This is a genomic window from Pseudomonas sp. LG1E9, assembly GCF_003290225.1.
GTDB lineage: Bacteria > Pseudomonadota > Gammaproteobacteria > Pseudomonadales > Pseudomonadaceae > Aquipseudomonas > Aquipseudomonas cyclaminis.
In genome coordinates, this window is the sequence record NZ_CP029983.1 from 1,804,114 (window position 1) to 1,830,460 (window position 26,347).

The 26,347-nt window shown below is 61.1% G+C and carries 21 protein-coding genes; 4 read left to right on the top strand and 17 right to left on the bottom strand.

Features of this window, described 5'->3' with window-relative positions; all coding sequences use genetic code 11:
• Window positions 1-64 precede the first annotated feature (64 nt).
• Window positions 65-2,272 (bottom strand): hypothetical protein, encoded by a 2,208-nt coding sequence (locus DNK50_RS08470; protein WP_112193546.1) that lies wholly within the window; start codon window positions 2,270-2,272, stop codon window positions 65-67.
• Window positions 2,273-2,500: 228 nt separating this feature from the next.
• Between DNK50_RS08470 and DNK50_RS08475 the strand changes: the two genes are divergently transcribed.
• Genes DNK50_RS08475 through DNK50_RS08490 form a run of 4 tightly spaced genes read left to right on the top strand, consistent with a single transcriptional unit; the run spans window position 2,501 to window position 7,261 of the window.
• Entirely contained in the window at window positions 2,501-4,012 is a 1,512-nt protein-coding gene (locus tag DNK50_RS08475; protein ID WP_112193548.1) for an efflux transporter outer membrane subunit, read from the top strand.
• A gap of 10 nt (window positions 4,013-4,022) precedes the next feature.
• Entirely contained in the window at window positions 4,023-6,200 is a 2,178-nt protein-coding gene (locus DNK50_RS08480; RefSeq protein WP_112193550.1) for an FUSC family protein, read from the top strand.
• The gene (locus DNK50_RS08485) at window positions 6,190-6,390 is read left to right on the top strand and encodes a DUF1656 domain-containing protein (protein ID WP_027604741.1); all 201 of its coding nucleotides are present in this window, start codon (window positions 6,190-6,192) and stop codon (window positions 6,388-6,390) included. Before DNK50_RS08480 ends, DNK50_RS08485 begins: the two co-directional genes overlap by 11 nt.
• A gap of 10 nt (window positions 6,391-6,400) precedes the next feature.
• Window positions 6,401-7,261 (top strand): HlyD family secretion protein, encoded by an 861-nt coding sequence (locus DNK50_RS08490; protein WP_099584934.1) that lies wholly within the window; start codon window positions 6,401-6,403, stop codon window positions 7,259-7,261.
• A 73-nt stretch (window positions 7,262-7,334) separates the two neighbouring features.
• Here the strand turns inward: DNK50_RS08490 and DNK50_RS08495 are convergent, their stop codons facing one another.
• From DNK50_RS08495 to alg8, 16 genes are all read right to left on the bottom strand, one after another.
• Window positions 7,335-7,778 carry a hypothetical protein gene (locus DNK50_RS08495; RefSeq protein ID WP_256595576.1) on the bottom strand — a complete coding sequence of 148 codons (444 nt, stop codon included), beginning with the start codon at window positions 7,776-7,778 and terminating at the stop codon, window positions 7,335-7,337.
• Window positions 7,768-8,694: an NAD synthetase gene (locus DNK50_RS08500; protein ID WP_112193552.1), complete on the bottom strand. Its 927-nt coding sequence runs from the start codon at window positions 8,692-8,694 to the stop codon at window positions 7,768-7,770. The genes DNK50_RS08495 and DNK50_RS08500 overlap by 11 nt, the downstream gene beginning before the upstream one ends.
• Window positions 8,695-8,799: 105 nt before the next feature.
• The gene (locus tag DNK50_RS08505) at window positions 8,800-9,201 is read right to left on the bottom strand and encodes a DUF4440 domain-containing protein (RefSeq protein WP_112193554.1); all 402 of its coding nucleotides are present in this window, start codon (window positions 9,199-9,201) and stop codon (window positions 8,800-8,802) included.
• Complete coding sequence (locus DNK50_RS08510) at window positions 9,202-10,014, bottom strand: SDR family oxidoreductase (RefSeq protein ID WP_112193556.1); 813 nt, start codon at window positions 10,012-10,014, stop codon at window positions 9,202-9,204.
• Window positions 10,015-10,028: 14 nt separating this feature from the next.
• Window positions 10,029-10,493 (bottom strand): multidrug transporter, encoded by a 465-nt coding sequence (locus DNK50_RS08515; protein WP_099584938.1) that lies wholly within the window; start codon window positions 10,491-10,493, stop codon window positions 10,029-10,031.
• Window positions 10,494-11,192: 699 nt separating this feature from the next.
• Complete coding sequence (locus tag DNK50_RS08525; protein ID WP_099584940.1) at window positions 11,193-12,644, bottom strand: mannose-1-phosphate guanylyltransferase/mannose-6-phosphate isomerase; 1,452 nt, start codon at window positions 12,642-12,644, stop codon at window positions 11,193-11,195.
• A 171-nt stretch (window positions 12,645-12,815) separates the two neighbouring features.
• Window positions 12,816-13,472: an alginate O-acetyltransferase AlgF gene (locus tag DNK50_RS08530; RefSeq protein ID WP_112193558.1), complete on the bottom strand. Its 657-nt coding sequence runs from the start codon at window positions 13,470-13,472 to the stop codon at window positions 12,816-12,818.
• A 16-nt stretch (window positions 13,473-13,488) separates the two neighbouring features.
• Window positions 13,489-14,673 (bottom strand): alginate O-acetyltransferase, encoded by a 1,185-nt coding sequence (locus DNK50_RS08535; protein ID WP_112193560.1) that lies wholly within the window; start codon window positions 14,671-14,673, stop codon window positions 13,489-13,491.
• Between the two features lie 11 nt (window positions 14,674-14,684).
• Complete coding sequence (locus DNK50_RS08540; protein WP_099584943.1) at window positions 14,685-16,217, bottom strand: MBOAT family protein; 1,533 nt, start codon at window positions 16,215-16,217, stop codon at window positions 14,685-14,687.
• A 202-nt stretch (window positions 16,218-16,419) separates the two neighbouring features.
• Complete coding sequence (locus tag DNK50_RS08545) at window positions 16,420-17,529, bottom strand: mannuronate-specific alginate lyase (RefSeq protein ID WP_112193562.1); 1,110 nt, start codon at window positions 17,527-17,529, stop codon at window positions 16,420-16,422.
• Between the two features lie 8 nt (window positions 17,530-17,537).
• Complete coding sequence (locus tag DNK50_RS08550) at window positions 17,538-18,986, bottom strand: alginate O-acetyltransferase (RefSeq protein WP_112196908.1); 1,449 nt, start codon at window positions 18,984-18,986, stop codon at window positions 17,538-17,540.
• 11 nt (window positions 18,987-18,997) lie between these two features.
• Window positions 18,998-20,566, bottom strand: a complete 1,569-nt coding sequence (gene algG / locus DNK50_RS08555; RefSeq protein ID WP_099584945.1) for a mannuronan 5-epimerase AlgG — start codon at window positions 20,564-20,566, stop codon at window positions 18,998-19,000.
• Complete coding sequence (locus DNK50_RS08560) at window positions 20,566-22,050, bottom strand: alginate export family protein (protein ID WP_099584946.1); 1,485 nt, start codon at window positions 22,048-22,050, stop codon at window positions 20,566-20,568. The genes algG and DNK50_RS08560 overlap by 1 nt, the downstream gene beginning before the upstream one ends.
• Window positions 22,047-23,471 carry an alginate biosynthesis TPR repeat lipoprotein AlgK gene (gene algK, locus DNK50_RS08565; protein ID WP_099585025.1) on the bottom strand — a complete coding sequence of 475 codons (1,425 nt, stop codon included), beginning with the start codon at window positions 23,469-23,471 and terminating at the stop codon, window positions 22,047-22,049. The genes DNK50_RS08560 and algK overlap by 4 nt, the downstream gene beginning before the upstream one ends.
• Window positions 23,472-23,581: 110 nt before the next feature.
• Entirely contained in the window at window positions 23,582-24,748 is a 1,167-nt protein-coding gene (locus tag DNK50_RS08570) for an alginate biosynthesis protein Alg44 (protein ID WP_112193564.1), read from the bottom strand.
• 36 nt (window positions 24,749-24,784) lie between these two features.
• Complete coding sequence (alg8, locus tag DNK50_RS08580) at window positions 24,785-26,266, bottom strand: mannuronan synthase (RefSeq protein WP_160385045.1); 1,482 nt, start codon at window positions 26,264-26,266, stop codon at window positions 24,785-24,787.
• Window positions 26,267-26,347: the final 81 nt, after the last annotated feature.

Below are 26,347 nucleotides of genomic sequence, written 5' to 3' on the forward strand. Positions count from 1 at the left end.
ATGAAGTTGCGCGAAGGTGTGTATCCGCTGGCCACTGCTCTTCCTGGGCATAAGCCTCCATGGCTCAAGACAATGTCCAGGCCTTACTGACGTTCGCCTCATAGTGCGGCAGGTATTCCACCACCAGATGATTGAATGCCTCCCGCGCCTGGCTGCGGTTTTCAGCGGTAGGTGCTTGCAAGGCGGTCTGTGCATGTTGCGTCAGGGTTTCGACCGCCTGGGTCAGTGCCGGGCTGACGCGCTTGAGCGCATCCAGTTCTGCGCTCAACACCGTACCGTGTGCCTGTCGGGCGATGGTGTCGAGTAACCCATGCAGGTCATTGGCATGCCGCTGTACGTAATCATCCCAACCCGATCGTTGCCCAGGGGCGCCCAGGTAGCGGCGGGCGATTGGCAGCAGGTGATCCAGCGACTCGCTGCCCAATTGTTCCCGGACTAGGGTCTGGCGTGTGCGCAGGGACTGCGCTTCAACACCGCTTAAGTGCTCAAGCCTCTCTGGAAGCGCCAAGTCGCGGGATTTGTTCACCGTGTAGCGGGTGAGCAGCACCACCGGCTCTCCATGTTTGATCTTGACCAATATATGGGTGGACGGCGACTTATTGGGCATGAGCAGTGATTCGGTGATCGAGCGGATAAGGTTTTCCCAATCGAACGCCTGGTTTCCCAGGGCCGCCAAGACGTTTCGCAGGACTCCTTTCACAACGTTCATGGACTTGAGCGCAGCGATATCGATCTCCAGGTAATCGCCACTCAGGTGGGGGTCGTCCAGCTTTCGATGACTGTATGCGATCGTCACCCCTTTGCCGCCCTCGGCCTGCGACGAGGCCGTGGCAGATACGTAGCCACTGAGTATCTGGGCCTGGGCTGTCAGCTTGTACACTTTCAACGCCTCGGGCCGAAGCAGCGCCCGGTTCTGATGTATGACTTCGCGTAGGTGCTTATCCACATCGGGATCGATGCGCGAGTGTGTCTGAAGCAGCACATAGCGCTCCATCAAGGCTCGCGCTTGTCTGGTGCTCGCATGCAGGCTGGCATTCAGCCCGGATGCCAGCGCGCAGGTGCTGGCGTGTTGGGTGAATTGGTAGCTGTTGGACGTAACGTGGTTTTTCATGTCGTCCAGCAGCCTTGCCGGGGTATCGCCGTGGTGCGTCAGCGCCGCCAGTTGTTGCAAGGCCATTGCCGGCGCTGTTTCGTGCAGGCCGAGAATGTCCAAGGTTTTGTGTTGGTGGGTGCGGTGTAATGTCAGCGACAGGGCGCTGTTCAGCTTCAGGAACCTGAAAAAATCAGCCGCCACTTTACTGCGAGCACTGAATGCGATGCCTGTTTCGGTCATGACCGGTGCAGGTGTGTTCTGCAGGCAGGGCAGTTCAACGTCTGGCAGGCCGGCACTGGCCAGCGCTTGCCTGAGATACGGTTGGCTCAGGGCAGAGTAAGCCCTGTCCCTTGGCAGATTGTAATGGTCACTCACGATGCTGCTCAGGTGCCGGGCCGTTTGACCGATGCTTTCGCTCAAGGAGGTACGGACAGAATGGCTGCGGGCGTCGGCGTAGTGCTCCAGGTTCGCGTACGTGCGGGACGAAACATGCCCAAGGGCGATTTGCTGGTGGGTCTGAGCTTTAGTCATGGTAGCCAGCGTTGATTTGAGCGTGCCCTGCAGGGCAATCACCCGCGTGCTCTTGAGGTGCTGATCGTCAGTGATTTGCAGGCGGGAGTCAGCTGCCAGTTGCGGTCCGGCCTGGAGTTGTCGCGCCGGATCCAGCGCCACGTTGTAGCCAATATGACGGTGGTTGATGCGTTCGCCCCCGGCGCGAATGTAGGCAAGAGAAGGCAGCAACCGCTGGGTCAGGCGCTGGTGTCGCTCCTCACCGGCCGCCGCACGGAATTGCCATTTAAGGGCGCGACACAGCGTATGGTCTGCCTCGATCTGCGGATTTTCATGGCTGCGATGCCGGTCAAGCAGGCGCTCGGCTTTTTTGAAAAACGCGTAGAAACCTGCAAGCTCCTGCGTCGACACCTCTAATCTCGGTGCGCTGTGGGTCAGCGTGTAGTGCAGCGCTTCTATTGCTGATTGATCGCGATGATAGCCCGCAAGCAGTACGAGCTTCTCCAGCACCGTGTCGGCGATCCAGCGTACATCCCGTTGCAGAGGCAGCATGTCGGGGCGCAGAGGTTTGGGCGCTATGTGCAACTGCCTGCGCAACGCGTCGACAGTTTCTTGCGCTGGCGTGTGTACCCGACCGTGCGGGTTCAATATGCCGGGGACCGTCAGCATCGTGTGCTCCAGAGGCGGTGATGCTCCCTAGTGTGATACCCCTCGGTGCCGCGTGATGTAGGGCGAGTGCTGAGGCCATCGCTTAAATATCCGAACAGTGTGCGCAGCCGCGTGGATTATCGCCCGAACGGTAACAAAGATTCACAGGAATGCCCGCTTATCGCCATTCCTCCCGCCGCCTAGAATTGCGCCACCTTCGCGCTTTACCACCTCAGGAATTCGCTTGCCGTGCCGCGTCGCATCAGCAGAGAGCTTAAGACTCTCAGTGTTTGGGCCTTATCGTTAGCAATCAGCGGCTGCATCGGAACCGGAGGAATCGCTCCCCAAGGCCACGCCTTGAGCGCCAATGCCCTGGCCACCGATGAAGCGATCCAGAGCGCCGCCCAGGACGCCCACTGGCCCACCGCACAATGGTGGCAAGCCTACGGCGACCCGCAGCTCAATCACTGGGTCGAACTCGCCACGCAAAGCAGCCCGAGCATGGCCATGGCCGCCGCGCGGGTGCGTGAAGCGCGGGCCATGGCCGGGGTTGCCGAGTCGGCTGAGTCGTTGCAGATCAACAGCGACACTAGCCTCAAGCGTCACAACTGGCCCAAGGATCAGTTCTACGGCCCTGGCGAATTGAGCGGTGCCAACACCTGGGACAACAATGCGTCCTTGGGCCTGAGCTACGCCCTCGACCTGTGGGGCCGCGAAAGCAATGCCACCGAGCGCGCCGTCGACCTGGCCCACATGAGCGCCGCCGAAGCACGCCAGGCCCAACTTGAACTGCAGAACAACGTGGTGCGCGCCTATATCCAGCTGTCGTTGCATTACGCCAACCGCGATATCGCCGCCGCCACGTTGGCCCAGCAAGAGCAGATTCTTGACCTGGCCAACAAACGCTTGAACGCCGGTATCGGCACGCATTTCGATGTGAGCCAGGCCGAAACCCCGCTGCCTGAAACCCATCGTCAACTGGACGCCCTCGACGAGGAAATCGCTCTGAGCCGTAACCAGTTGGCGGCGTTGGCGGGCAAAGGCCCGGGGGAGGGCGCGCAGTTGCAACGCCCAAGCCTGTCCCTCGCCGCGCCGCTTAAACTGCCGTCCGCGTTGCCCGCGCAATTGCTCGGCCAGCGCCCGGATGTAGTTGCCAGCCGCTGGCAAGTGGCGGCCCAGGCGCGGGGCATTGATGTGGCGCACGCCGGCTTCTACCCCAACGTCGATCTGGTAGGCAGCCTCGGCTACATGGCCACCGGCGGCGGCATGCTGGCGTTTCTGGCGGGCAAGAAATTCAATTACAACGTCGGCCCGGCGATCACCTTGCCGATCTTCGACGGCGGCCGCTTGCGTGCCGAGCTGGGCGAGGCCAGCGCTGGTTACGACATCGCCGTGGCGCGCTACAACCAGACGCTGGTCACTGCGCTCAAGGGCATCAGCGACCAGTTGATCCGCCGCGAATCCCTGGACAAGCAACAATGCTTCGCCGCGCAATCGGTGGCCTCGGCGCAGAAAACCTATGACATCGCGATGATCGCCTACCAGCGCGGCCTTACTGATTACCTCACTGTGCTCAACGCCCAGACGTTGCTGTTGCGCCAGCAACAGATCGAGCAGCAAGTCCAGGCGGCGCGCCTGAGCGCCCATGCGGAACTGGTGACCGCCTTGGGCGGCGGCCTTGAAGCAGGCCAGGACGCACCGCAAAACGCCAAGACCCTCCCGAGCAAAACCCCGACGGCCCTTGCCGTATTCGATCACTGAGTAGGTTGTGATGACTCCCTTGCCCGCACCGCTGCGCTGGCTGCACTCCCTTGAGTGGCGCCGTGGCTTTTTCGACTGGGCACGCAGCGACGGCGTGACCTGGGTGTATATCTTCAAGGTGTTGATTGCGGCGTTTCTCACCCTGTGGCTGGCCATGCGCCTGGAACTGCCGCAACCGCGCACCGCCATGATCACAGTGTTTATCGTGATGCAGCCGCAGAGCGGCCAGGTGTTCGCCAAGAGCTTTTACCGCTTCCTCGGCACCCTGATGGGCTCGGCGGTCATGGTGTTGCTGATCGCCTTGTTTGCGCAAAACACCGAACTGTTTCTCGGCGCCCTGGCGATCTGGGTCGGCATCTGCACGGCCGGGGCGACGCGCAACCGTAACTTTCGCGCCTATGGTTTTGTGCTGGCCGGCTACACGGCGGCGATGGTCGGCTTGCCGGCGCTGGCCCATCCGGACGGCGCTTTTATGGCGGCGGTATGGCGGGTGCTGGAAATTTCCCTGGGGATCATCTGTTCCACCCTGGTCAGCGCCGCGATTTTGCCGCAGACCGCCAGCGCTGCCATGCGTAATGCGTTGTATCAGCGCTTTGGCGTGTTCGCGCTGTTCGTCACCGATGGCCTGCGCGGGCGCAGCCAGCGTGACGGCTTCGAGGCCAGTAACGTGCGCTTCATCGCCGAAGCCGTTGGCCTGGAAGGGCTGCGCAGCGTCACCGTGTTCGAAGACCCGCATATGCGCCGACGCAACGGTCGGCTCAGTCGCCTCAACAGCGAATTCATGAGCATCACCACGCGCTTCAACGCCTTGCACCAGTTGCTGGAACGGCTGCGCACGGATGCTGCGGATCATGTGGCGGCGGCGATCAAGCCCGGCCTGCAAGACCTTGCCGAAGTACTCGATGGGTTCTCCGGCCGCGCTCTCACCAGCCCCGACGCTGCACGGCTGGTCAACCAACTGAGCATTTATAAAGACAGCCTGCCGGCCAAGGTGCGCAGCCTGCGCACGGCCTTTCAGGAAGGCGACCCGACTGAAGCCGAACAACTGGATTTCCACACCGCCTACGAGCTGCTTTACCGCTTCGTCGACGACTTGCACAACTATGCGCAAACCCACGCCTCCCTCGCCGATCACAGCCACGCACGGGAAGACTGGGACGAAGCCTATACGCCGAAGACCAACTGGCTGGCCTGCGCCGCTTCGGGGATTCGCGCGTCATTCATCCTGATTGTGCTGGGCAGTTATTGGGTGGCAACCGCCTGGCCCAGCGGCGCCACCATGACCCTGATCGCGGCCGCCACCGTCGGCTTGTCCGCCGCCACGCCCAACCCGAAACGCATGGCGTTCCAGATGGCCTGCGGCACGTTGATCGGGGCGTTGGTGGGGTTTGTCGAAATGTTCTTCGTGTTCCCCTGGATCGACGGCTTCCCGCTGCTGTGCGTGATGCTCGCGCCGGTGATCATCTTCGGTGCTTTCCTGGCGTCACGCCCGCAGTACGCAGGTGTTGGTGTGGGCCTGTTGATCTTCTTCAGCACCGGCTCGGTGCCGGACAACCTCACGGTCTACAACCCGTACACCTTTATCAACGACTACATCGCCATGATCCTCGGCATGCTGGTGTGCGCCGCCGCCGGTGCGATCATCCTGCCGCCCAACAGCCGCTGGCTGTGGCGGCGCCTGGAGCAGGACCTGCGCGAACAAGTGGTGTACGCCATCAGCGGCAAACTCAAGGGCTTGGCGTCGAGTTTTGAAAGCCGCACCCGTGACCTGTTGCACCAGGCCTACGGCCTCGCCGTCGGCCAGCCGCAGGTGCAGCGCGATCTGCTGCGCTGGATGTTCGTGGTGCTGGAAGTCGGCCACGCGATCATTGAGTTGCGCAAGGAACAGGCGATCCTGCCGGTACACCCGGCGTATGCCGAATCCCAGCCATGGCGCCAGGCGATCCGCGTGATGGGGCGCTCGCTGGTACGGCTGTTCCTGCAGCCCAGCGCGAGCAACCTGGAACGCGGCCTCATTGCCGTCGACCATGCGATCAGCCGAGTACAGGCCACCGACGAGCCCTTCGCCCCGCACTTCGACACTTCGGCCCTGCGCCGGGTGAAAAGCTACCTGCACTTTATCCGCACCTCGTTGCTCGACCCGCAGTCACCGCTGGCGGCCCTCAAAGGAACCCCGAATGCCCCGTGAAATCGCATTCCACGGCATCTATATGCCGACCATGACCCTGATGTTCCTGATCGCGGCGGCGCTTGCCTGGGCGCTGGACCGCTTTCTGGCCGGCTTCGACCTGTACCGCTTTTTCTGGCACCCGGCGTTGCTGCGCCTGAGCCTGTTCGTTTGCCTGTTCGGCGCCCTGGCGCTAACCGTCTACCGTTGAGAATGCCCCGATGAAAAAGTTTTTCAGCCTGCTCGCCACCTTGCTGGTACTGGCCTTGGCGATCTGGATAGGCCGCACACTGTGGGTGCACTACATGCAAACCCCATGGACCCGCGATGGCCGTGTTCGCGCCGACATCATCAACGTAGCCGCCGACGTGACCGGCGAAGTGGTCGACGTGCCGGTGCGCGACAACCAGTTGGTGAAAAAGGGCGACCTGCTGATGCAGATCGACCCCGAGCACTACCGCATTGCGGTCAAGCAGGCGCAGTCGCTGGTGGCTTCGCGCAAAGCCACCTGGGAAATGCGCAAGGTCAACGCGCATCGCCGTGCCGACCTCGACGCCCTGGTGATCTCCAGGGAAAACCGCGACGACGCGAGCAACATCGCCGACTCGGCCCTGGCCGACTACCAACACGCGCTGGCACAGCTGGAAGCCGCCGAACTCAACCTGAAACGCACCCAGGTAGTGGCGGCCGTGGATGGCTACGTCACCAACCTCAACGTGCATCGCGGCGACTACGCGCGCATCGGCGAAGCCAAGATGGCCGTGGTCGATATGAACTCGTTCTGGGTGTACGGTTTCTTTGAAGAAACCAAGCTGCCCCATGTGAAAGTCGGTGACAAAGCCGATATGCAATTGATGAGCGGCGAGACGTTGAAGGGGCACGTAGAAAGCATCTCGCGTGGTATCTACGACCGCGACAACCCCGAAAGCCGCGAGCTGATTGCCGATGTGAACCCGACCTTCAACTGGGTGAGGCTGGCCCAGCGCGTGCCGGTGCGGATTCATATTGATGAAGTGCCAGACGGAGTGTTGTTGGCGGCGGGGATTACGTGCACGGTGATCGTTGACCAGACACGAAACTAAATTGTGGGAGCTGGCAAGCTCCCACATTCGTTTTTTGTTGATAGGCAGATCGGGCTTTGTCTCAGATGAGGACTTAGGCTCTGATTTTTCGTCGACGCCTGACCCGCAACATACTGACGTAGCGGCGGTGGTTTCTTGTGTGGAGTAGGAACAACCAGAACAGCGCTTGAAATAAAGGAAACACTGCAAACATCGTCACTCGTTGGTTACCCAGGTAGTCGGCCGCAAGCATAGCGTTCAACGCTGCGACGCCCACCAGTAGGACAGGGCCAAAACGGAACCCCGCCGCCACCAGCGCCATCCCAATGCAGATGACCAGTAGTAATACAAGAGCCGCCAAAACCGCATATTCGCTTGGCAGGTAATATATTCGGGCGTAATACGACAGGCTATGTGACAAGTTGCCGGAAGTACTGACGAGGCTCATTGATACCCCCATACCCACCGTGAACGCAAAACGTCGGGTGTAATAACGTAAAGTTCGGGGATCCTGGGCGCTGATAACGTCATTGCTCATGGCTGCCGAACTCCTCATAAATCCCAATTACGAGAGAATTGACGTTTCCGGACAGGCCACTGCCAGTGGCCGCCAGAGCGGCGCCCACTTGATCGGCTAACTGAGTGAGGAGGTCCTGACGTAATTGGGCATTGCTGAAGCGCTTGGGGAGTGTTCCTGCCAACTGCTTTAACCGGATCATTTCGCGAGGACGACGAGGGTTCTGCAAACGCAGGACTTCGTTTGTCAGTTTTGCGCGTTCCTGGCGGCTCATGTGCCTCAAGATGTCGGTCAGGTTGCGGCCTGACGTATTTTTGATAGTCATGACAGTCTTTACCGTGACAAACGTCGTGCTGCCCGCCCCCACCAGCGAAATGCCATCCAAGGCTACGGTCATTGCCTGATACCAAGCAAGGCTGTCGTAATAATCGTTTTCAGCCGGGTTGGTCAGTTCTTTGTATGTCCGCCATAGGCCGTTACCACATTGCATAGCACTGGCGGCTGCCGCTGTATAAGCAATGTAAGTAACTGCAAGGCTGGAACCTGCACTGAGCGGCGCTGACGCTATGCCTACCTTGGCAACGACAATGCCTATCACGGCTCCACCGCATGCCAGGGCCAACCCTGCCGCCTCGCGCCATAAATGCGACTCGCGCGGTGAGTTTGCCACCCATTGCGCATAATCATCGGCAGCCATCATCGGCCCCGCCACCTCCCGCAGAATCACCCGCTTGGGCTTGATACTGCACAGCGGCACAAACTCACGCAGCACCGTCACCTGATAATCACTGCCGATATGCACCACACCTGCCCCGACGATGGCCGGGTCGGCGTCAATGGTTCGATAAAGTTTGGGCAGGTCCAGCAGGCTGGTCAGCCGCTGGCGAGTCGTGGTGTGCGCATCCGGCACACCGCTTCGCATAAAATCCCTTGGCATCCTTTCACCTGTGAGTAGACAGAGGTGAAAGAGCCTGGGGTTAGTTTCCTTGTAATGCTGTCAGCCCATTCGCTGTTTTTCGTAGGATCCAGCTGGGCAGTTAGTTCATTGAGCTACATAGGTTTCATGCAAATGGCGCCACAACAGCGCGCCACTCGCCTGCTTCTCAAACACCACGGTGGCCCGCCGATCCGTTTGGGTGCCGCTGTCGTCCACCTGATGCTCGCGATAAGTCACTGTCGCACCGCGTGCATGCCGGTCAATCCCAGCCATTTCACTCAAGGTGATTTTCAGCCCCGGCCGCATGCCGCCCAGGCGCGTGAACAGCGCATTCACCCCGGCTGCATTGACGCGTGTGCCGGTGGCGGGAGCGATCATGCTGAATTCCGGCGAGAAGCGCGCAAGCAGGTTTTGCAAGGTGCCGTCAGGTGCAACGCCGGCAAACCACTGTTCGATCTCGACGTGGGTCTGGATGACTTCTTCGAAAAAGTCGCTGTAGTCGATCATTTACAAATTCCCCTTCAAGCCAAAGCGTTTCTTCAACACGGTTTCCAATAACCCCTTGGGCAACAACGCCGCCATCAACGGCAGCGCCCGGCTGCCATTGCCCGAGCGCAACAGGCGTGTTGGCTGCGGCTGTTGCACGGCTTTGAGCACATCCGCCGCAAACACCGTGGCAGGTGTCGGCTTGTCCTGGGAGGCCTGGCTGCGTGCGCGAATGCCTTCGCGCAATGGCCACCATGGCGATTGCTCGTTGATCAGCAACTCGGCCTGGGCCCCGGCGTTTTTGGCAAAGCGTGTATCGATGGCGCCGGGTTGTACTTCCATCACCCGTATGCCAAACGGCGCCAGTTCCATGCGCAGTGCATCGCTCAAGGCATGCACCGCCGCTTTGGAGGCGCAGTAGGCACCGGCAAACGGCGTGACCAGCACCCCGGAAACGCTGCCGATATTCACCACCAGGCCTTTGCGCTTGCGCAGCGCCGGGAACAGCGCTTGGGTGACGCCGACGATGGAAAACACGTTGGTCTGGAACTGACGCTGCATCGCCTCGGTGCCGCCGTCGAGCAGCGGGCCCATGGCGCCGTAGCCGGCGTTGTTGATCAGTACATCCAATTCGTCCAGGTTCGCGGCCAGGGTCTGCAGGGCGGCAGCGTCATTCACGTCCAGCAGCACAGCGTGGAAGCCCGCGTCGTTGAGGGCGATCACGTCGTCTTCGCGGCGGGCGCTGGTCAATACGTCGTAGCCGGCAGCTTTGAAGGCATCGGCCAACGCACGGCCGATGCCGCTGGAGCAACCGGTGATGAGAACATTGGGCATGGATCAATCCTTTGTCAGTCCGAGAAGCTGCCTTGCAGGTGCTCGGCACGAAATTCCAGGGTTTGCGGGCGGTAGCCGGGGCGCAGCGGCGGGGTGGGCAGGCAATCGTCCCAGGTGGCGCCAGCCTGCAACTCACCGGGGCCGCGATAGCGCGGGGCAGCATAGACGTTGTCGGCGAGATTCACCGTGTCACCGGGCGCATAGGCGGCGACGCGCCAGCGCAGTTCGGTCAGTGGTACGTCGTTGCCGTTGTTCAGGGTGAGTTTCAGCGGACGGTCGGCGGGGCAGTCCTGTGGGGCGTAGGCGATGCGCAGTTCAAGGCGCGCCAGCTGCGAGGCCTCGCGGTTGTCCAGCCAGACCACCCACACTGCGACAAAACCCAGGCCGACAGCGGCGGCCAGCGATACCGGCAAGGCTTTGGCAGGGTAGCGCAGCAGCAGGATCAGCCAGGTGATGATCAGTAGGACGCCGAAAAACATGATGACAACCTCATACGCGGATAAAACATCCTACCTGTGGGTTGGCCTTGGTGCCTATCGTGGGCATCAGTTTTCGTTTACGAAGGAACCCGATGGCGCATTGTCTCCACAGAGCGAACATAGGGAAATACAGACCGCCCAGGAGGGTAATAACCGAAGTCAGAATAAGTGAGACCCACTATGGTTGCTTCAGCTCTTCTTGTGCCCGTTGTCTCCAATGTCTTGTCGTCGGTGGTGACCTCCCTCATCACTGCTCCTAAAGCGCCAGCGCAGAACGCTGCTGGAGCGTCCCGGCAAATGGACCACGCGGCGAATTCTCCTCCGTCTGGTCGCATGCGGGACCACAAACTTACAAGTTTGGGTCAAACCCTGCTGCAAGGGCCTTCGTCGCAGCTGTGTAACAGCGGTATGAATGCCAAGCATGCCAAGGGGGCGGGTATTGCCTTGGGTGGCATGGCTGCGCAAGAGGCTGGGAAAAACCTGGCCAACAGTAGTGGTACGTTGTCCAGAGTCTTAGGCGCGCTCATGACCGAGGGTGGTAAGGCGGCCCAGTTGTACGGTGCTGTCAAGTTCGGTAACGCTTGACGCAATTGACGGACGTTCTGCGGTGCTGGCAATGACTGAATAAAAAAGCCCCCACCCAACCCACTGCGGATAGGGGACGCAATGGGCTGGGCGAGGGCTTCTTGTACGACTGTTTTACTGCGCGATAGTTTTCACCGACACACCACGTTCAACCGGCGTCGAGCGACCGTAGATATCTTCAAAACGCTCGATGTCGTCTTCGCCCAGGTAGCTGCCCGATTGCACTTCGATGATCTCCAACGGGATCTTGCCCGGGTTGCGCAGGCGGTGCACCGAGGCGATCGGGATGTAGGTCGACTGGTTCTCGCAGAGCAGGAACACGTTCTCGTCGCAGGTCACTTCAGCCGTGCCGCTGACCACGATCCAGTGTTCGGCGCGGTGGTGGTGCATCTGCAATGACAGGCACGCGCCCGGCTTGACCGAGATGTGCTTGACCTGGAAGCGGCCGCCCATGTCCACCGAGTCGTAGGAGCCCCACGGACGGTAGACTTCGCAGTGGTTCTGGGTCTCGCTGCGGCCCTGTTCGTTGAGGGTGTTGACCATCTGCTTGACGCCCTGGACCTTGTCCTTGTGGGCAATCATCATCGCGTCCTTGGTTTCCACCACCACGATGTTTTCCAGGCCGATCACCGACACCAGCTTGCCGTTGCCGTGGATCATGCAGTTCTTGCTGTCCTGGATCACCACGTCGCCCTTGGTGACGTTGCCGTTGGCGTCTTTATCGTTGACCGCCCACAGCGAGGCCCAGCAACCCACGTCGCTCCAACCGGCGCTCAGCGGTACGACGCAGGCGCGTTGGGTTTTTTCCATCACGGCGTAGTCGATGGAATTGTCCGGGCAGCAGGCGAAGGTGGCTTCGTCGAAGGACACGGTGTCGGCGGTCTGTTCGCTGCGTTCCAGGGTCAGCACGCAGGTGTCGTAGATGTCCGGATCGTGCTTTTTCAGCTCTTCGAGGAAGCGGCTGGCGCGGAACAGGAACATGCCGCTGTTCCAGAAATAGCCGCCGCTTTTGACGAACTCGACAGCGCGTTTTTCATTGGGTTTTTCCACGAACTGCTCGACGCGGCTCACGCCTTCGGGCAGCAGCGAATCGTTGGTGGACTTGATGTAGCCATAGCCGGTTTCCGGACGGGTCGCCGGTACGCCGAACAACACCATCTCGCCACGCTCGGCTGCCACGGTGGCCAGGGCCAGGGCGCGTTGCAGGGCTTTCTGGTCATCGATCACGTGGTCGGCGGGCAGCACCAGCATCAGCTCGTCGCGGCCTTCGTTGACCAGCATCATCGCGGTCAGGGCCACGGCCGGCGCGGTGTTGCGACCGAACGGCTCCATCAGGATGCGTTGGCATTCGAGCTTGCGCGCGCTCAACTGCTCGTTGACGATGAAGCGGTGATCCTTGTTGCAGACCACGATCGGGGTGTCCATGCCTTCGAATACCAGGCGTTCCAGGGTTTGCTGGAACAGCGTGTGCTCACCGGTCAGGGCCAGGAATTGCTTGGGGAACTGTTTACGGGAAAGCGGCCAAAGACGTGAGCCGCTACCACCGGAAAGGATTACTGGGATCATGTGTTTCTCCTTGAATCAATTTGGGTCAGAGCTACGAAGGTTTGTCGTTTCACTCTTGTTTTTGTCTCGGTCCCTGTGGGAGCTGGCTTGCCTGCGATGCAGGCGACTCGGTCTGTCAGTGACACCGAGGTGATGCCATCGCGGGCAAGCCCGGCTCCCACAGGGGAATAGTTAGCGGGTCGACACGGGGCGTTTCACCCACACTGGCGACAGGCTGCTGCCGGAACCGGTGACATACAGCACCGCTGCTTCACCGCGCTCCAGGGCAACCGGCTTCACATCGCCGACTTTCTTGTCACCGTCATACAGCGCCAGGCTCACCTTCACCGGGTTGATCTCACGCTCGCCACGGCCTTTGGCGGCTACCGACTTGACCACGTCGGTCTTGCCGTCAGCGGTCTTGAGGGTCAGGGCCTTGTCGCTGAGGTTCTGCACGCGCACCAGGGACTTCTGCTTGTTCTTGAACGGCGGTTCTTCGATCAGCTGAGGCTGGCCGCTGCCGCTGTTGACCAGGGTGTAGTAGTGGTCGGCGGCGAGTTTGACCGGCAGGGTCTGGCTGCCAACCTTGGCGCTGTAGTCACCGCCCGGCATGAAGCTGAAGTCACTGCTGGCCAGTGGCGCAACCTCGCTGAGGCTGGTGTTGCCCACGGTGGCGCTGACTTCCTGGTTGCTGGCGTTGTAGATACGTACGAAGCTCGAACCTTTTGGCGCGGTAGGGCCGTAGAGCGCCGCATCGCCACCGGCGAAGGCGGACATCGATACGAAGCTCAGACCGGCAGCAATGGCCAGGGTTTTAGCGAGACGACGAGGAGTTGTAGTGAAAGTCATGTGAGTTACCTCTCTTTCAGTTTTGCGCCCGGTCGGGCGTCTCGGATTTTTGGTTTTTAACTGGGGTGTTCAGTGCCATGTTTTGTTGGCGTGAACCGGCTTGTTTAAGTTGCGCAACCCACGCAGGGTCGGCATCACCGATTTCGTTGTTCACAGGCAGATAGCGTTCAGGAAACTCCCAGATCAGCACCTGTGGCGGGCTGTTCTTGAAGTCGTCACTTTTCAGGTAGCTGAGCATCGGCAGGATCGGGCCGTGGCCGTCTTCTGCGTAGCTGACCACGTCGCTGCCCAGGGCTTGCTTGAGGGCACCGACGAAGTTCCAGTTGGGGTTGGCGCTGTAACTGGTGCCGACCAGTGCCACCGGGGTTTCGCTGTCGCTGAACAGCGCGTCGTCGCCTTTGGTTTCGGCCAGGTGCGTGACGCGTTTTTCCAGCGGCTCTTTAGGCGGCATCAGGTTTTCAAACAGCGGGTCCAGGGGCAGGAACAGACGCAGGTCGCCTTTGTGCGGCTCGGTCTTTTCGGCCTCGGTGACAAAGCGCTGCGGCTCGCCGCTCAGCGGGGTCTTGTCGGCAATCGCCTTGGCCAACTGCTTGGCCGCGACTTCGGCACCATCCGGCGTCCAGTGGGTGTCGGTGCGCAGGAACACTTGCTTGCCGCCCAGCTTGGCCTGTTGCAACGGGCCGAGCAGGTCGGGCGCCGGGATGTTGTCGGCGGCGACACGGGCATGGAAGTCCCGGTACAGGTTGGCGTGGATGCTCGCCGGTTTCACTTCACCCAGGTGTTCCGGGTAGAGACGCACCTTGGCCGGCACGATCGCCATCACCAGTTGGATGCCTTGGGCCTTGAGCTTCTGGCGTACGCCTTCGACCAGCGCGTAGTTGCCTTGCAGGTTCTGGTCCTCGTTGACGGCGGGGTTGAACTCCTCGTCGCTGTACAACCAATGATCGCGGCCCAGCACCACGCCGGGGCGGCCTTCATTGAACAGCTTGTAGTCCAGCGCCGCCCAGAGGTTGGTGCCGATGCGCTTGATCGGGAACTCGTCGTCGTAGTGCGTCTCGACGGCCTTGGTCCAGCGACCATTGAGCACGGTGGCCTCGGCGTTGGTGCTGAAGCCCAGAAAGCTGCGCAGCGACCAGGCGCCGAGTGCCAGCAGCAGCACCATGAACAGGCTGATATAGAGGACGCGTAATGAACGGGTCATGGTCGGCTCCCTCAGAATTGGAAGTAAAGGAACGGCGAGAAACTCTGCGCCGACAGTTTGAGAATCGACGCCACGAACAGCAGCAGCACCGCAGCGCGCATGGCGTAGCGTGGCCAGTCAGCGGTCCAGTAGGCCGGTTGCACGGCGGCGTCCTGGCCAACGGTGAAACCTGGCTGGTGGATGCTGCCGGGGTTGTCGCCCGGTACGGCCTTGATCAGGCTTGGGTCGACAGGCTTGGTTTTTTCCGCAGGGCGGTTGGTGTAGAAATCGCGCAGGCCGAAGAACGCCAGGGTTGCGTACGCCACCACCAGGGTTGCCACTTGCAGGCCGGTGAGGTTGGCGCGGTTGAGTTCCGACAGCGACCACTCGCCAAAGCTGAACATCGCACCGTACATACGGCCGGCGACGTGCAGGTTTTCGGCGCGGAAGATCACCCAGCCCATCACCACCAGCAGGAAGGTGAAGGCCCAGCGCAACACGTTGAAACTGCGCGGCGCGGTGTTCAGGCCAATGGCTTTTTCAATCGCCAGCCACATGCCGTGCCAGGCGCCCCACACGATGTAGGTGATGTTGGCGCCGTGCCACAGGCCGCCCAGCAGCATGGTCAGGAACAGGTTGCGGTAGGTGGTCAGCGTGCCTTTACGGTTACCGCCCAGGGTGATGTACAGGTAGTCACGCAGCCAGGTGGACAGGCTGATGTGCCAGCGGCGCCAGAACTCGGTGATCGACTGGCTGATGTACGGCTGCTTGAAGTTTTCCATGAAGCGGAAACCCATCATCAAGCCCAGGCCGATGGCCATGTCGCTGTAGCCGGAAAAGTCGAAGTACAGCTGCGCGGTGTAGGCCAGCGCGCCGAGCCAGGCGTCGCCGGTGGTCGGGTTTTGCAGGGCGAAGCAATGGTCGGCCACCACCGCCAGGGTGTCGGCGATAAAAACTTTCTTGATGAAACCCTGCATGAACCGCGTGCAGCCCTCGGAGAATTTATCCAGGGTGTGGGTGCGGTTGTTGAACTGGTCGGCCAGGTCGCGAAAACGCAGAACAGGGCCGGCAATCAAGTGCGGGAAAATCGCCACGAACGCCGCAAAGTCGATCAGGTTGCGGGTCGCCGGGGTGTCGCCACGGTACACGTCGATGATGTAGCTGATGGACTCGAAAATGTAGAACGAGATCCCGATCGGCAACAGCACGTGGGTGAGGATGAACGGCTCAAGGCCCGCCGACTTCATCATGACGTTGATGCTGTCGACGCCGAAGTTGGCGTACTTGAAGTAGCCGAGGATGCACAGGTCGACGGCCACGCCGAGCAGCAGCCAGCGTTGGGCCGGCTTGGTGCGCACGCCGGCTGCACCGACCTTGAGGCCGATCCAGTAGTTCCACAGCGTGACGGCGGCGAACAGCGCCAGGAAGTCCACTCGCCACCAGGCGTAGAACACATAGCTGGCAATCAGCAGCAGCAGGTTGCGATAGCGTTGCCCGCTCAAGTAGTACAAGCCGAGAAAGATCGGCAAGAACAGAAACAGGAACACATTGGACGAGAAAACCATCCCGATCTCTCCATGTTTAACCAACAGTCAAGGGCCGCAGCCCCCCCAAACCCCCCACGAATTTCGGGGAGGGTTGTATTGCAATCTCACTGTCGAAACCGGCTTCAAATGTGGGAGGGGGCTTGCCCCCGATGGCGGTGTAACAGTCGCCATTGCTATCGGGGGCAAGCCCCCTCCCGCATTTTTTATTCACCGCGTTTCGTCAGGAACCTTTGTTGCCTTTTTCGTGCGCTGGGTCGTAGACCTTGGTCAGGTCACCCCCCAGGCGGAACGTCTTGAACGGCTGCATCCCATGCTTGCGCTCCACCACATCCGGGGCGCAGGTGTAGAGGTTGCAGAAGGGTTCGAGCCAGGCGAATTTCATGTCCTGCTTCAAATCCTTCATGTCCTGCTCTTTGCCGTTCTTCTGCTCGAAGATCTCCGGATCCTTGACCCCGGCCAGCACTTTGTCGCCCAGGCGCTTGAGCGCGCTGTTGTTTTCCTGGCGCAGGTCGACACCGTTGACCAGGGCAAAACTGGCGATCATCGACAGTGGCGGCAAGGCGTAGTTGTGGTACGACAAGGCCCGCTGCTGACGCTTCAATTCGTTGGGCAGGAAGCCCTGGTCGTCGACCTGGTTCACGCCGACTTTGTATTCCTTCACCGCCCAATCAAACAGGTCGCGACGGTTGGTGGCGATGGACGTCGCCATCACCGACCAGGCGGCCCAGTAGGAGTGGTTGTTGGTTTTTTCCAGGGGCAGGTTGTCCCAATCGCTCACCACCTGATCGGCCAGTTTGTTGAACCAGGCTTCGATCAGTTGGGCTTCCTGCGGGTGGTTGGCCAGCGGGTGCGAGTCGGAGAACTTCAGGCGCACATAGGCCGAGGCCATGCTGCCCAGCGCCCATTTGCGCATGGACTTGCCGGTGTGGTTGAAGTCCTTGGACATCAACGCGTCAGCCTTGGCCCACGACACCAGCCAGTTCAGCGTGCATTCAAGCTGCTCCGGGCGGCCGTCGCGCATGAACTGCATCACGCGCTTGCTGGTGTCTTTTTCCAGCTTGGTGATGTCGGCGGTGCTGTCACGAAAGGCCTTTTCCGACTGCACGTTCAGCGTCGAACGGGCCTTGTCAGAGCCTTCGTACTTGCTGCGAAATTGCAGCGGGCCGGTGTACGGCGTCGGCATGCTGTCGCAATCATTTTTGAAGTCGCCGGTCTTGAACGCTTCGATCGGTGCGAAATAGCCCTGGGGCGGACGCAGTGGCGCGGCGGCGTTGGCTGCGCCGGCAAAGATCGCCAGGCCGAGCAACGATGGAATCAATAACTTCTGCATAAGTAACCTCATTGCCCCGTTGATGCAGTCTGTTGACCACCGGCGGCGAATACGTTGCGTGTGCAAATTTTCGCTTCGACCTTCTGCGCCGCAGCGCCCGCTTCGGGGCCCTGCACTTCCACGGCCAGCAAGTTCTGCGAGGCCCAGTCTTCATCGGTGCGCAGTTCAAAGGCGAAACGCCCGTCTGTATCGGATGTTTCGGGTTTCTCGATCTTGATGTCCTCGTGGCGCCCGTTCATGTACCAGAGGGTGGCTTGCAAGGTTTTCACCGACGGATCGGCGAAGCGGATATCAACCTGATGGTTGGCGTTGCGCAGGTCTTTGTTCGAACTGTTAACCATCAATTCGTTCTTGCCGGGTTTCAACGTCGTGCTGGCGCTCATCTGCGCGGTCTTGCCTTCGCAGCCGTTGTCCAGCAGCGACATCATCTGGCGGTAGATGGTCTCCTGGTCCAGGCGGTACAGCGGCGAGAACTCCCAGATGAGGATTTTCGGCGGGGTTTTCTGGAATTCGTCGCTGCCCAGGTACTGGATCATCGAGCCTTCCAGGCCACCGCCGGGGAAGGCGACGTTGAGGATGTCGGCACCGATTTCCTGTTCCAGGAAGCCGGCGAAGTTGTAGTTCTTGCCGCTGTGGCTGGTGCCCACCAGGGTGATCTGCGGGTTGCCGGAATCGCCGAACAGGTCGCCGTCACCGGCTTCGCCCTTGGGCTCGGTGGTGAACTGGTCCATGTACTGGATCGCGTAGCTGGTGCCGCACAGTTGCCCGGCCATGTTGTGCAGGGTGCCGGTCTTGCCCATGCGCCCGGAGCGCTTGGTCTCGAATTCACGCTTGGGAATATCGGCGAACTCGGGCATGGCACGCACTTTGGCGCCGACGATCTTCGCGGTGCGCTGGGCGCCGTAGGGGGTCCAGTGCTGGTCGCCACGGAAGTAGAAATCGTGGGCCGGCAGTTCATCCGGCAGTTGCTCATTGGTCAACGGCGACAGGTCCGGCACCACGTAGCCCATCTTGGCGAAACGACCGAGCATGGTTTTGTAGTTGCCCAGAGCCTTGTCGAAGTCGAACTTGGCTTTCTCTTCCGGGTTGAGCTTGTTGCGGTTAACCAGGCCACGGGTCGGCTGGTAGACCACCACCAGTTCCACGCCCTTGGCCTTGAACGCATCGTGCAGCTGTTGCATGCGCTTGTAGCCGGCGGGGCTGGTGTCGAATTCGGTGCGCAGGTCTTCCTGGGTGCGGAACAGCCAGTCGCCCTGGGCTTGCACCAGGGTGGTGAAGTTCTGCTGGTAGCGCGTGGTGTAGTTCTTTGCGTCATGGGCGGCCGGGCACAGGCTGCAGCACGGCTCGGCGGTGAAGGTCGGAGCCTTCAGCTCGTCGGCGCGTACGCCCTGGCTGGCCGCGAGCAGGCCGAGCGTCAGACCCGAGAGGCTCAGCAGTTTGATCATGTGTGGGTGCATAAGGGTCATCCTCAGTCCTGCATTTCGGTCTGGCGTTCGACAGGGTCGATCAGCACGGCTTTCTGCTGGCGCACCAGCAGGTCGAGAATTTCTTCCTGGCGCTCGCCAAGAACGCCGGAGAAGCTGATGCCGCTGGATTTGGTCGGCGCCAGCATCGACACGCGGTACAGCTCGATGCTCAGCGGCGAGTCGATGGACAGCGGCCCGCTGCCGTTACCGGCCAGCTCACCGCCGACCACGATCAGCGAGACCTTGGCGTCGAACGGGTCGAGGGCGATGTCGCGGTCGGTGTCGGTCAAATCCTTGATGTGGCCGTAGACGCCGGTCAGGCCGTTGGCCATCGAGGTGTTTTCGTACAGCTTGATGTTCACGCTGTTGCGCACCCGAATGCCGTGGCGACGGTTGCTGATCACCTTGTTGCCCCACAGCAGGTTATCGCCGCTCTCATAGAGCGTGATGCCGTCGGTGTGGTTGCGGTAGAACTCGTTGTCGGCCACCACGTTGTTGACGCTGTTACGGTCCAGTACCAGGCCCGAGAGCTTGTTGTCGTAGCTGCGGTTATTGAAGATGAAGCTGTCGTTCACTTCCCGGGAAATGATGATGCCGTGCTTCTTCTTGGTGCCGTAGACGGTGTTGTCCGCGATGATCAGGCCGTGGGAACGGTCGTGGGGGTCAATGCCGTAGACGATGTTGTCTTTGTAGGTATTGCCCTTGATCACAAAGCCCGTGGTCTCGTAGCAATAGAAGCCGTACCACATGTCCGAGAACTCGGAATCGATGATCCAGCCGGTCGGTTCCGCGCGCTTGAGCACCTTGGCCATGTTCGGCGTGTACTGGGAAATACTCACCCCGTACGACTTACTGTTGGCGTAGCCGAAGCTGGCCATCTTGGTCTTGGAGATGTAGGTCTCGGTGCCGCCCCAGGCCAGCAGGAACGGGCGGAACTCCTTGGGCGACTTGAACAGCGCCGGGCCGTTGGCCTTCTCGTCCCAGCCGGTGACTTTGGTGTCACGCACAAACAGCTGGCCGTCGTTGATCAGGAACGAACCGGCCTGCTGGGACAGGCGCAGCTCCTGGGTCTTGTTGTCGATGTCCAGGATGCCCTTGCGCCCGACCACGATCGGCAACTTGGCCAGGAATACGCCCGGCGAAGTTTCGCTGAAGTACTGCTTGGGCACTTTGCCCAGCAAGTCCTTGAGGTTCATGTAGCCGTCGTCGACAAAAATCGCCTGGGGAATGCCGTGCTGGCGCACCACCCATTCGGCCATCTTGTTGTCGCCGCCGATAAAGTCCTTGAGGGCGTCTTCCTGCATCATGCGGCGGATGCTGATTTTGCCGGGCTTGCTGCGCACGATCTTCTTTTCCATCGCGGCGGCGGTGTAGCCCGACAGGTCCGGCAGGGCCGGCTTGGCCATTTCCAGCGGCGCGGTGGGCGGGCTGGAAATGGTGTAGGTCTTGGCCTGTTGCAGTTCCTTGGCGATGGTCGGCGCCTTGGCCGGCGTGTCTGCCAGGGCCGAGGCGCTGGCCAGCAGCATGGCCGCGACGAGCAGGCTTTGAGGATTCATGGCGCAGGCTCCCATCAGAATTTCCAGACCACGTCGACAAAGGCGCGGTGCATGTAGGAGTCGACATTGCTGCCATAGGCGTCGCCCGGTTTGAACACACCGGCACGGAAACGCACCAGGGCCGAGGGTTCGTCAACCGACTGGCTGAGCGCGGCCGGCAGCAGGCCTTTCTTGAAGTACTTGGTGACGACCAGGTCCATCTCCTGGCCAAGATCTTTCTTGCCGTCGGCCAGTGGCAGGGAGGTGCTGGCGATAATGTCACCGGCGGCGTCGGTGGTGTTATCCAGCGCGGCGATGCCGTTGCTGCTCACCGGCTTGTTGCCGTCCACGCGCCAGAACTTGTGGTAGACCAGGCTGGCGTCGTAGTCCTCGCGCAGCTGCCAGGAACCGAACAGGCTCATGGACTGCATGTTGTTCATCTCGCCGCGAAACGCTTCGCCGAAGCGGTGCACGCGGGACTGGGTGCCAGTCCAGTTCGAACGGTTGCTTTGCAGGCCGTTCTGCTCGTAGTCGGCGCTGGCGCGGGCGTAGGCCGCACCCACTTGCCATTGCGGGTCGAGGCGCAGACGCACGCCGATATCGGTGGCCCAACCACTCAGGTCGTCGCTGTTCTTGGCCTGGTCGGGACGGGTGCCGTCAGACTTGAGCGCGTTGACCTTGTCGCGATCACCGCGCATGCCCGTGATGCTTGCCCAGTAGTTGACGGTGTTGGTGTTGCGCCAGTTGTAGGCGTCGCTGTTGGCTTCGATGCCGAGCCAGGTCAGGTCGCCGTTCTCGCGTTTGTCCAACGAGTCGGTCGGCTGGCCGGGTTCCGGGTAGTCGAGCTTGCCGTTGTCATGGGTGTGGTGACCGCGCAGGCCGATCCACTGGCCGGGCGTCCACTGGTAGGCGGCGTCGGCGTAGAGGTGCTGGCGGTCCTTGTCGACGGGCGCCAGTTCCTTGAGGTCGGTGCGGTATTCGCTGAAGCGTTCGGCGACGCCCACGTTGGCTTTGAGCAAGGTGGTGTCGAAGGTCCAGTTCAGCGCTTCGATGTTGGTGTCGCGCCATTGGCCGTCGTCATTGCGCAGGCGTTGGCGGCCGAGCTTGAGGATCTCGCCGGGGTAGGGCGTGAAGCCGCTGTAGCCGACCCAGAACTCGCGCATCGCCAAGTAGTTTTTCTTGGTCTTGCGGTCGTTGTTGGTGGTTTGCTGGTTTTCGTCATCGGCCGACTGTTGCAGGGTGTCGGTCTCGATGATGTCGCTGGAGGCAACCGCCTGGCCCATCGCATAAGCGCTCCAGTTGCCGCTTTCGCCGTAGATCCACGGGCGCAGGTCGATACCGACGCCGTTGACGTCGCCGCCTTTTTGCGTGCCCAGGTCGCGGTCATCTTCGGACTGGCCGGTGATTTTCACTTCCAGGCCGAAGTTCTTGGCTTCGGTCAGCGCGGCCAGGGTCGGGCACGACCACAGCAGGGCAAAGGTCAGGCCAATGCCGGCCTTGACGAATGGGTTGAGCTTCATAGGGATTCCTCGCCGTCTTCTTCTTCATCCAGGGCGTGCAGTTGCAACGAGCTCTGGGCCAGGGTGCCGCGGGTGGCCAGTTCCTGTTGCACCAGGCGTTGGCCTTGGGCGCGTTGTTCCGGCGTCAGGGGCGCTTCGAGCTGGGTGGCCAGCTCAACGGCTTCCGGGGTGTCCTGGGCTTTGGCCAATTGGCTGAAGACATAGGCGTTCAATGGGTCGGGCTTGGTGCCCTTGCCTTGGGAAAACAGTTGGGCGATGGCGAAATCGGCACTGTTCTGGCCGTTGCGCGCAGCGGTCAGCAAGTGGTCCAGGGCTCTTTGCGGGTAGACCTTGCCCAGGTAGCCACGGCGGTAGATCTGGCCGAGGTAGTAATCGGCGGCCACTTCACGGCCCACGGCTTTTTCGAAATGCGCCTCGGCGGCCTTGGCATCTGCCGGGACCCACTTGCCTTCGTAGTAGAGCTTGCCCAGGAGCAATTCGGCGCGCGGCTGGTCGGCGGCGCGGCCGTTGTCCAGGTACTTCATCATCTGGTCGACGTCGCCCAGTTCCGGGAAGTCGTAGAGCAGCTGCGCCAGGCTGACCCAGGATGCCGGGTAGCCAGGGGCGATTTTTTCCAGCAGGGCCTGGGCGGTTTTTTCGTCCGGCGTGCCGAGGGTGGCATCGCCCAGCACACGAGCGACGCTGTCGACACGCTGGGCGGTGACGGTGCCACGGCTGTAGCCGGCTTCCATCTGCTTGAGCAACTCGGCCTGTTTTTCCGGCGCGGCTTGCTTCTGATAAACCGTGGCCAGTTCGACGTAGCAGATGTCGGTGGTGTTCAACGCGGCTTTGCAGATGCGCTCCACATCATCGAGGTGCTGGTCGTAGGTGTCCTGGGTGCGATACAGCAGCACTTGGGCCAGGCCGGCTTCCGGATAACCGGCGGCCTGCCATTTACTGATCTGCTGCTGGGCGTTCACATTCGGGAAGCTGTGCGGGTATTGCAGGTACAGCATCGCCAGCGGAATCAGGGTGTTGCCTTCACCATTGGCAAAGGCTTTTTTCAGCAGGCCTTCGGCTTCATGGTGCTCGGCTTCGGTGGCGCCAGGCTTGGCCACCAGCAGGCGGCCGAGGCGCGCCTGGGCGCGCGGCGAGGTGTCCGCCGCGGCACGGTAAGTGGCTTCGGCCTGTTTGATTTGCGCCGGATCGCGGGTGCCTACCTGGATATCGGCCAGGCCCACTTGGGCCTCGCTGTAACCCAGGTCTGCCAGTTGCTGGTAATTCTGCTGCGCGGTGGCCGTGTCGCCACGCTTGAGCGCTTCATTGGCCAGGCGTTGGTCGGGCAGGCCGGCGCAACCGGCGAGGCTGACCGCAAGGGCCAGCGCGCAATAGGCCGAGGCGAAGTGCGATCTGCTTTGTGTGGGAGCTGGCTTGCCTGCGATGGTATCGGCGCGGTGCAACTGATGTACCGAGTCGCCTGCATCGCGGGCAAGCCCGGCGCCCACATGGGTCGGTGTTGTTATTGAGATAGGGTTCACAGGCATGTCCTCGCTTACAGACCGTGCGCCATGGCTTTATCGATCAGCCAGTTCAGCGATGGGCCACGGTCGCTGGTGACTTCCACCGGGCGGCCGGCGAAGGCGCTGTCCAGTGGTGCATCAGGCTTGATCTGGACGCGGATGTCGGAGGACAGGTCGGCGCTGTTCAGGCTGGTGCTGCTGACGATGGTGCCGGTGCGCACCTGGTCTTCGTCGGCGACCTGGAAGCTCACTGGCGTACCTGGGCGCACGTCGCCGAACTGGCGATAAGTGAAGCGTGCTTCCACATTGGCCGGGGCGCCGCGTGGCACCAGTTGGAAGATCACATCACCTTTGCTGGCGTACTGACCGTCGGCGACCATTTGCTGGGCGACCACACAATCACACGGCGAAGTCAGGGTGCCGGTCATTTGCTTGCCGAACAGCTCTTCGACCTTGGCCGGTTGCAGTTGGTCTTCGTCCAAGTGGCCCTTGAGCACGTCCAGCATGCTGGTGCTGAAGGTCGCCAGTGGCGCGCCTTTGGCGGCAATCGCGTCACCTTTGAGCAGGCTTTGCACGGTGCCGTCGCGCGGCATGGTCACGTTCATGCCGGGCACGCTCACCAGGCCGGCCTGGGCGTGGCTGACGAAGTACATGCCGTACACCGACTTGAAGACAAACCCGAACGCCGCCAGACCAACGATGAAGATACCGGCGCTGAACACCACGGCGCGCAGGCGACCGAACGCGGTCATGCCGCTGCCGCTGTCCTTGACCTTGCGTGCCTTGGTGAAGTTGTCGCGTTGCAGGGTCGCCAGCACGTCGCCCATGGACACGATGTCGCCGGACAAGTGCGACGTGATCAGGTGGCGCAGGGTCGAGATATCCTGTGGCTCCAGGTTCTGGAACTGGCAACCGGTGCGGCCGCTCTGGCGGTCGTAGGAGCGAATCTGCAACTCGACGTCCATCGCCAGGCCGAGGTTATCAATCACGAACTGCAGGCGGCCCTTGTGCACTTCACCAACGTTCAGCGGTTGGGTCGCAGTGAATGCCAGGCCGCCGGCGGAGAGGTCGATCACCCGCGCTTCGGTGGGTTTGCCGTCATTGCCGAAAAAGCGCAGTTTGGCCGGGATTTTGACCCGTGCGTGTTGGCGCTGGGCTTCGGATTCGTGGACAACGTTGACGTTTGCTTGGCTATTCATCAGGTGTATTCCTAAGTTAATTCAGGCTTGGCAGGTTCAGACCATCATCAGCAAAACGGCGACGAAGATGCTGCCGGCGGAGAAGGTCATGGTCCGAGACGACCAGGTGTTGAACCAACGTTGAAAGCTGGCCAAATCGCGGGTCAGTTTGGTGTCCTGGCGGGTCCAGGACTGTTGATCAAGGCGGAAGAACACGTAGATCTTCACCAGCGCGCCCATGATCTGGTTGTAATAGAGAATCGCCGGGTAAGCCGGGCCGATCTTGTGGCCGGAGCACGACAGCAGCAGCGTGAGGATCAGGCGGGTGATGCCGATCCACAGCAGGTACGCGAGGATGAACGCGCCGCCGTATTTGAAGGTGGCGATGATCGCCACGGTCAGGCCGAGCAGGGAGGTCCACATCGACACGCGCTGGTCGAACAACACCACGCTGGTGAACAGACCGAGGCGGCGTACGCCCAGGCCCAGGGCGCGGGAGTTCTGGCGCAGGTTGTTGCCGTACCAGCGGAACATCAGCTTGCGGCTGGCCTTGATAAAGCTCTTTTCCGGCGGGTGTTCCACGGTGTTGATCGCGGCGTCCGGCACGTAGAAGGTGTCGTAGCCCAGGCGCATCAGGCTGAACCAGCTGGACTTGTCGTCGCCGGTGAGAAACTTGAAGCGGCCCAGGCGCCAGTGTTGCAGCGAGTCACTTTCCACGTCGGCGATAAAGCCCGGGTCGGTCACGACGCTGGCACGGAACACCGACATGCGCCCGGTCATGGTCAGCACGCGCTTGGACAGGGCCATGGAGCACATGTTGATGTGGCGCTGGGCGAAGCGCAGTTTGTGCCACTCGCTCATGATGTAGCCGCCGCGCACTTCACAGAACTCGTTGGTGGTCAGGCCGCCGACATTGCCGAACAGCTGGAACCACGGCACGGTCTTGCGTACGACGCCTTCGGCGAGCACGGTGTCGCCATCGATCACCGCCACGACGGCGCGGTCATCCGGCAGGTGGCGGGAGATGGCGCGGAAACCGAAAGCCAGGCCGTCACGCTTGCCGGTGCCGGCGATGCGCACGAAGTCGAGCTTGACGTGGTCCGGCGGGTTCATTTTTTCCCAGAGGCTCTTGACCAGCAGCTCATCGGACATTTCCACCAGCGAGCAGACCACGGTGGTGGGGAAGCCGCATTCGATGGCTTCGCGGATTACCGAGCTGTAGACCTGCGCGGTGGTCAGCGCATCGATCCGGAAACTGGTAACCATCAGGAACACATGGGACGGGTCGGCGGCCTTGCCCAGCTTGCGCACTTTACGGCGCAGGTGCGGGTAGACCACGTACAAAAACAGCATGCCGCGAAAGAAATGCGTAGCACCCATCGAGTAGCGCCAGATACCGACGGCGCCAATCAGGAAAATAAAATTCTTCGACTCGGAGTCGAACGTACTCGCCGGCAACAGCAGGGCGAGACCCATCAGCAGGCTCAGAAAGAACAGCCAGCCGGCGGATTGGAGCAGTACGTGTTTTAACTTGGACATAAGCGTCATCCGAAGGTGAAGAAGGCTCCGGCTGCACCTGCTGGGGATCAGGACAGGTGCAGCGCGGAACTTGCCGTTGCT

Bases quoted from the DNA above. Each gene is read 5' to 3' on its own strand.
- DNK50_RS08470 (WP_112193546.1), bottom strand. From the start codon at position 2,272: ATGCTGACGGTCCCCGGCATATTGAACCCGCACGGTCGGGTACACACG.
- DNK50_RS08535 (WP_112193560.1), bottom strand. From the start codon at position 14,673: ATGACCCGTTCATTACGCGTCCTCTATATCAGCCTGTTCATGGTGCTG.
- DNK50_RS08525 (WP_099584940.1), bottom strand. From the start codon at position 12,644: ATGATCCCAGTAATCCTTTCCGGTGGTAGCGGCTCACGTCTTTGGCCG.
- DNK50_RS08490 (WP_099584934.1), top strand. From the start codon at position 6,401: ATGAAAAAGTTTTTCAGCCTGCTCGCCACCTTGCTGGTACTGGCCTTG.
- DNK50_RS08560 (WP_099584946.1), bottom strand. From the start codon at position 22,050: ATGAAGCTCAACCCATTCGTCAAGGCCGGCATTGGCCTGACCTTTGCC.
- DNK50_RS08505 (WP_112193554.1), bottom strand. From the start codon at position 9,201: ATGATCGACTACAGCGACTTTTTCGAAGAAGTCATCCAGACCCACGTC.
- DNK50_RS08570 (WP_112193564.1), bottom strand. From the start codon at position 24,748: ATGAATAGCCAAGCAAACGTCAACGTTGTCCACGAATCCGAAGCCCAG.
- alg8 (WP_160385045.1), bottom strand. From the start codon at position 26,266: ATGTCCAAGTTAAAACACGTACTGCTCCAATCCGCCGGCTGGCTGTTC.
- DNK50_RS08500 (WP_112193552.1), bottom strand. From the start codon at position 8,694: ATGCCAAGGGATTTTATGCGAAGCGGTGTGCCGGATGCGCACACCACG.
- DNK50_RS08530 (WP_112193558.1), bottom strand. From the start codon at position 13,472: ATGACTTTCACTACAACTCCTCGTCGTCTCGCTAAAACCCTGGCCATT.
- DNK50_RS08545 (WP_112193562.1), bottom strand. From the start codon at position 17,529: ATGCAGAAGTTATTGATTCCATCGTTGCTCGGCCTGGCGATCTTTGCC.
- DNK50_RS08510 (WP_112193556.1), bottom strand. From the start codon at position 10,014: ATGCCCAATGTTCTCATCACCGGTTGCTCCAGCGGCATCGGCCGTGCG.
- DNK50_RS08485 (WP_027604741.1), top strand. From the start codon at position 6,190: ATGCCCCGTGAAATCGCATTCCACGGCATCTATATGCCGACCATGACC.
- DNK50_RS08515 (WP_099584938.1), bottom strand. From the start codon at position 10,493: ATGTTTTTCGGCGTCCTACTGATCATCACCTGGCTGATCCTGCTGCTG.
- algG (WP_099584945.1), bottom strand. From the start codon at position 20,566: ATGGGAGCCTGCGCCATGAATCCTCAAAGCCTGCTCGTCGCGGCCATG.
- DNK50_RS08550 (WP_112196908.1), bottom strand. From the start codon at position 18,986: ATGCACCCACACATGATCAAACTGCTGAGCCTCTCGGGTCTGACGCTC.
- DNK50_RS08480 (WP_112193550.1), top strand. From the start codon at position 4,023: ATGACTCCCTTGCCCGCACCGCTGCGCTGGCTGCACTCCCTTGAGTGG.
- DNK50_RS08495 (WP_256595576.1), bottom strand. From the start codon at position 7,778: ATGAGCAATGACGTTATCAGCGCCCAGGATCCCCGAACTTTACGTTAT.
- DNK50_RS08540 (WP_099584943.1), bottom strand. From the start codon at position 16,217: ATGGTTTTCTCGTCCAATGTGTTCCTGTTTCTGTTCTTGCCGATCTTT.